The following is a 5,253-nucleotide window of genomic DNA, read 5'->3' as shown; positions in this document are numbered from 1 at the left end:
GGGTAGTAGTACGGCGTGTCCCGGCCCGGCTGCGGACCGGCGCTGAACGTCTGCCCCTGGACCTGCACCTGGCGTTCCTTGGTCAGCTCGCCGGCACCCTCGGCGGCGGCCAGCGGCGGCAGTTCCGGACCCGGGTCCAGGCCGAGGGCCACCCGGGCCGCCCGGGCGTACGCCAACCCCTCCAGGGCGGTCTCCCGGGCCAGCCGGTACTGGTTGACGGTGCGCGCCTGCTCCAGCTGACCGCCGGCGGCGTTGTAGCGCTCGGCGGCGTCCACCAGCGCCTGGCGTACGGCCGGCTCGTCGCCGTGCAGGTTCATCACCTGGCCGCCGAGACGTTCGTACCACCGCTGGGCGTCGGCGCGCACGTCGGCGAGGCTCCGCGCCTCCCGGGCGGCCTGCTCCCGCCGCCACCAGACGAACCCGCCGACCAGCAGCACCACGAGGACCGCCACGAGCACAAGTTCCATGCCGCGAAGTTACCCGCCGGGCTCCAGTCGTATCCCTTTGGCATGCTCTCGGGATGGACCTTGCGACGCTGGCCGTGGTGGTCGTCTGTCTCGGTGCGGGCGGCGCGGTGGGCTGGTACGCCGCCCGCGTCCGTTCCGCCACCCAGATCGCCCGGCTGGAGGCCACTCTCGCGGCCACCCGGGAGGGGGAGGGCCGCCTGGAACAGTCGATGCGGGCGCTCAGCTACGAGGCGACCGCCCAGTCGCAGGAGGCGGTGGCCCGCGCGGTGGCACCGCTGCACGACACCCTGCGCCGGTACGAGCAGCGGGTGACCGAGCTGGAACGCGACCGGGTGGACGCCTACGCCGAACTGCGCGAGCAGGTGCGGGCCATGAGTACGGTCTCCGGGGAACTGCGCACCGAGACCAAGCAGCTGGTCGCCGCGCTGCGCGCGCCGCAGGTGCGGGGGCGCTGGGGCGAGCACCAGCTCCGCCGGATCGTCGAGGCCGCCGGCATGCTGGAGCACTGCGACTTCAACGAGCAGGTCACCGCCGCCACCGACCGGCAGGGGGTACGCCCCGACCTGGTGGTCCGGCTGCACGGCGGCCGGACCGTGGTGGTGGACGCCAAGGCACCGTTCGACGCGTACCTGACGGCGATGGAGGCGCGCGACGAGCGGGGCCGCGACACCCACCTCGACGCGCACGCGCGGCACCTGCGGGCGCACGTCGACGCGCTGGCCGCCAAGTCGTACTGGGCGGCCTTCGCGCAAACTCCGGAGTTCGTGGTGCTCTTCGTGCCCGCCGATCCGTTCCTGGACGTGGCCCTGCAGCGCGACCCGACACTGCTGGAGCACGCCTTCGCCCGCAACGTGGTGCTGGCGACCCCGGCGACCCTGGTGGCGATGCTGCGCACGGTGGCGTACTCGTGGCGGCAGGAGGCCCTGGCCCGCAACGCGGTCGCGGTGCACTCGCTGGCCCGCGAGCTGTACGGGCGGCTGTCCACCCTGGGCGAGCATGTCGGCAAACTCGGCGCGTCGCTGGGCGGGGCGGTGACCGCGTACAACCGGGCGGTCGGGTCACTGGAGGCGCGCGTGCTGGTCAGTGCCCGCAAGTTGGCCGAGCTGGGCGTCTCCGACCAGGAGCTGGCGGTGCCGGCGCAGGTGGAGCTGGCCCCCCGGCAGCCGCAGGCTCCGGAGCTGCTGGATGGAGGTTCCACTCTGGACCGGTCCATCTAGCACCATTTATGTGGCAGTGCGCACCCTCGCATATCACGAAGGGGTCACAACTTACCGGCGGGTAGTGACAGCGGCACTACGCAGCACAAAGGATTCGCTCACGTGTGTCCTGACATCTCAGGGCCCTGTTCTCTGGAGGAAAAGAGAACGTGAGCAAACCCCGCAACCTGCGTCGGCGTACCTCCGCCGGGCTGTTCGCCTCCGTCGTGGCCGCCGGTGCCATGACCGGCGCGGGCGGCGCCGCCACCGCGAGCGCCGCTCCCGCGACCAACCCGGACGCCACCACCAACGCGGTCGAGACGCTCGGCGCGCACGACGCCAAGCTGCTCGCCGAGGCCGAGGCGAAGCACGCGCCCACCGTCACGCTGATCGTCGCCACCGAGAAGGGTGAGGCGAAGGACGTCGCGGACGCGATGAAGAAGCTCGGCGGCTCGATCAGCCAGCGCTTCGACTCCATCGGGTACGTGCTGGCGAAGGTCCCCACCGGGAAGGCCCTGAAGGCCGCCAAGCTGCCCGGCGTCGCCGCCGTCGACCTCGACGAGACCATCCAGCTGCCCGACCCCAGCCCCGAGGTCACCGCCCCCGAGCGCACCGGCACCGCCTCCGCCCGGGCGAAGAGCGCCCGGGTCGGCGCGAAGACCGCCCGAGAGGGAGTTGCCGCTCCGGTTGCCCCGGGTGCGGGCACCGGCGCGGTGAACCCGTACATGCCGACCCACGAGACCGGCGCCGAGGCGTTCAAGGCCGCCAACCCGACCTTCGACGGGCGCGGGATCACCATCGGCATCATGGACTCCGGGGTTGACCTCGACCACCCGGCGTTGCAGAAGACCACCACCGGCGAGCGCAAGATCGTCGACTGGGTCACCGCCACCGACCCGCTGGAGGACCGCACGTGGCGGCGGATGGAACTCGCGGTGACCGGCCCGACCTTCACCGCTGAGGGAGCCACCTGGCAGGCACCCGCCGGGTCCTACCGGTTCGCCACCTTCAACGAGTCGATCACCGCCGGCAGCGACCCGGCCGGTGACGTCAACCGGGACGGCGACAGGACCGACGCGTTCGGGATCCTCTACGACCCCCGGAGCAACGACATCCGGGTCGACGCGAACCAGAACCGTGACTTCTCCGACGACGAGCCGATGCGCCCGTACCAGGAGAAGTTCCAGGTCGGCCACTTCGGCACGGACAACCCGGCCACGCCGGTCCGGGAGCAGATCCCGTTCGTGGTCGAGTACCGCAAGGGCGTCGACACCAGCCCGATCAACGTCCCCGGCACCTGGGACTACGTCAACATCGGCATCATCGAGTCGACCCACGGCACACACGTCGCCGGCATCACCGCCGCCAACGACATGCTGGGCAACAACGCCTTCGACGGCGCTGCCCCCGGCGCCAAGCTGGTTTCCTCCCGCGCCTGCTCGTGGGGTGGCGGCTGCACCGCCGCCGCGCTGACCACCGGCATGGCCGACCTGGTCATCAACCGCAAGGTCGACGTGATCAACATGTCGATCGGCGGCCTGCCGGCGCTCAACGACGGCTCCAACGCCCGCGCCCAGCTCTACAACACCCTGATCACCACGTACGGCGTGCAGATGTTCATCTCGGCCGGCAACTCCGGCCCGGGCCTGAACACCATCGGCGACCCGTCGGTGGCGTCCAACGTGGTCAGCGTCGCGGCCAGCATCAGCAAGGACACCTGGCTGTCCAACTACGGCTCGGTGGTCCGCAAGGAGAACGCGCTGTTCAACTTCTCCTCCCGCGGCCCGCGTGAGGACGGCGGCTTCAAGCCGAACATCGCCGCCCCCGGCGCGGCCGTCTCCACCGCGCCGACCTGGCAGCCGGGCAACATCGCGCCCGAGGCCGGCTACTCGCTGCCGCCGGGCTACCAGATGCTCAACGGCACCTCGATGGCCTCGCCGCAGGCCGCCGGCGCCGCCGCGCTGCTGCTCTCCGCCGCCCGGGCGAACGACCAGGGCATCACCCCGGCCGCGCTGCGCCGTGCCATCTACACCTCGGCGAAGCCGATCGCCGACGTTCCGACGTACGCCCAGGGCTACGGCATGTTCGACGTGCCCGGCGCGTGGAAGCTGCTGAGCAAGGGCGTCGAGGCCCGGTCGTACACCTCCGACGCGCCGGTCTGCACCGAGCTGTCGAAGAACCTGACCCGCTACGACGCCGGCACCCAGCAGTTCCTGCCGAACCCCCACCGGGGCACCGGCGTCTACAACCGCTGCGCCTCGGCGCAGGGTGGCCAGCAGGTCGGCCAGTCGAAGACGTACCAGGTCAAGCTGACCCGCACCAGCGGGCCGGCCGGCAACCGGCAGCACACCGTGACACTGCGCGGCAACGACGGCACCTTCACCGCACCGAAGTCGGTGGTGCTGCCGTTGAACAAGACCGTCACCGTCGACGTGGTGGCCAAGCCGAAGACCGCCGGCGCGCACGGCGCCCTGATGGTGATCGACGACCCGGCAACCTCCGTGGTCGACTTCGAGGTCTCGACCGTGGTGGTCGTCGCCCACGAGGTGCAGAAGCCGGCGTTCTCCTTCTCCACCGAGGGCACGGTCGACCGGAACGGCTTCACCTCGTACTTCCTGACGGTCCCGCCCGGGGCGGGCGCGCTGCAGGTGAACCTCTCCGGCATCGCCACCGGGTCGCAGACCCGCTTCATCGCGATCAACCCGTACGGCGTTCCGGTGGAGAGCACCGCCAGCACCGCCTGCTACACCAACTTCTCCGACGCGGCGGCCTGCAAGCCGCAGGAGCGGGACTACCAGAACCCGATTCCGGGCGTCTGGGAGATCGAGGTCGAGGCGCGCCGCACCTCGCGGTCGCTGAACAACCCGTTCCAGCTCCAGGCGCGAGTGCAGGGCGTCAAGGTCGACCCGGCCACCATCGAACTGCCCGCGGTGGTCGCCGGGGCCCCTACCCAGGTGTCCTGGAAGCTGGCCAACGCCTTCGGCCCGGTCGCGGTGACCGGTCAGGGCGGCCCGCTCGCCAGCGTGCTCGCGGCGCGGCCGACCATCGGCGAGGGCGCGCAGCAGGAGTGGACCGTGGACGTGCCGGCGGGTGCGACCAGCTTCACCGCGCGGATCGGCAACACCGCCAACCTCGGCGCCGACCTGGACCTGTCGGTGTTCCTGGGCGCCACCCGGGTGGGCCTCTCGGCCGACGGTGACTCGGAGGAGGCGGTGACCCTGGCCAACCCGGCCCCGGGCACCTACCGGGTCGTGGTCGACGGGTACGCCGTCGACGGTCCGGGCACCAGCACCGCCTACGACTACCGGGATTCGTTCACGGCCCCGTCGTTGGGCACGGTGACCGCGCCCGCCACCCCGCTGGCCCTCACCAACGGTGCCACCGCCGCCCTCACCGGCACGGTGGTCGCCCGGTCCACCCCGGCCGCCGGTCGGGCCCTGTACGGCGACCTGGCCGTGACCACCACCGAGGGTGCGGTCGTCGGCCGTGGCTCGGTCTCGATCGGCAAGGTGAACTGACCGCGGTCATCCGACCGCGCCAACCACACGGAAGCCCGCCCCCCATCGGGGGCGGGCTTCCCCCTTCCCCAC

Annotated in this window: 2 protein-coding genes and 1 pseudogene; 2 read left to right on the top strand and 1 reads right to left on the bottom strand. The window is 71.8% G+C overall.

Going from position 1 to position 5,253, the window contains the following annotated elements; all coding sequences use genetic code 11:
* A pseudogene (locus E1166_RS29195) lies at positions 1 to 467 on the bottom strand (hypothetical protein); the annotation flags it as partial.
* A 53-nt stretch (positions 468 to 520) separates the two neighbouring features.
* Here E1166_RS29195 and E1166_RS29190 point away from each other — a divergent pair.
* Entirely contained in the window at positions 521 to 1,684 is a 1,164-nt protein-coding gene (locus E1166_RS29190; RefSeq protein WP_132266691.1) for a DNA recombination protein RmuC, read from the top strand.
* A gap of 149 nt (positions 1,685 to 1,833) precedes the next feature.
* Positions 1,834 to 5,181: a S8 family serine peptidase gene (locus E1166_RS29185; protein ID WP_132343068.1), complete on the top strand. Its 3,348-nt coding sequence runs from the start codon at positions 1,834 to 1,836 to the stop codon at positions 5,179 to 5,181.
* Positions 5,182 to 5,253 lie beyond the last annotated feature (72 nt).

It is taken from the genome of Micromonospora sp. KC213, assembly GCF_004348325.1.
Lineage (GTDB): Bacteria > Actinomycetota > Actinomycetes > Mycobacteriales > Micromonosporaceae > Micromonospora.
Note: the sequence above shows the minus strand (reverse complement) of the source record. Positions and strands in the feature narration are given on the sequence as shown.